We start from the raw sequence: 777 nt of genomic DNA on the forward strand, positions 1-777 counted from the left end.
GAGTTTTTTGATAGTCATAAGAACGGAAACCACTGTATGAACGTCCAACATTCAAACCTTGGTTAATCATATCATCACGAAGACGAACAAAGGCTGCCTTAGCTGTTGGGTTTTCACCTGGGTTATAGTCCTTAGAAAGACCGTGTTTTTTATTGACAATAATAATATCATCGTATTTACCACGAACACTGTAGTAAGAACCGTTATTGGTCAATTGGTGGCTAAGGTCTTGAAGAACTGGCACACTGGTATGTGTGCCACCAACACCTTGGAGTTTACCATCAATCTTATAGTAGAGGTGAACAGTGTAATCCCCATGATTATTCTTGTGGTCGCTGATAGACACGTGTGTCTTGTAACTACCATCTGCTTGTTTGCTTGCTGAAGGCCATTTTAGGTCGTCTTGACCGTCTTTGTCAGACCAGACAGGAACAAGTACCTCTTGGATAGCCTTACCAGCACCAGAAACGTCAGTGATAACCACATCAAAGCCATTTTCAGTCATATTTTCGATGTTAAGCTTACCTGTTAGTCGAGATTCAACAGCTGGGTTGACTGTAGCTTTGGTTTCTGTGATATAGGTTCTCTTACCATTCAACATATAGTAAAGATGCACAGAATAGGTACCAGCATCGTCCTTATGGCTAGCTGTGTCTACATGAACCTTGTAGCTACCGTCTGATTGTTTGTCGGCATGATACCAAGTAAGGTCGTCTTGACCGTTCTTATCTGACCAAATTGGGACACGGACTTCTTTAACTTCTTTGCCACCACCTG

The 777-nt window shown here is 42.1% G+C and carries 1 protein-coding gene; it reads right to left on the bottom strand.

Going from position 1 to position 777, the window contains the following annotated elements; translation table 11 throughout:
- Window positions 1–777, bottom strand: a 777-nt coding sequence (locus AX662_RS08150; protein WP_197414695.1) for a GBS Bsp-like repeat-containing protein, incomplete at both ends; no start/stop codon positions are given.

Source organism: Streptococcus sp. CCH5-D3 (genome assembly GCF_001556435.1).
In the GTDB taxonomy this organism is placed as follows: Bacteria; Bacillota; Bacilli; order Lactobacillales; family Streptococcaceae; genus Streptococcus.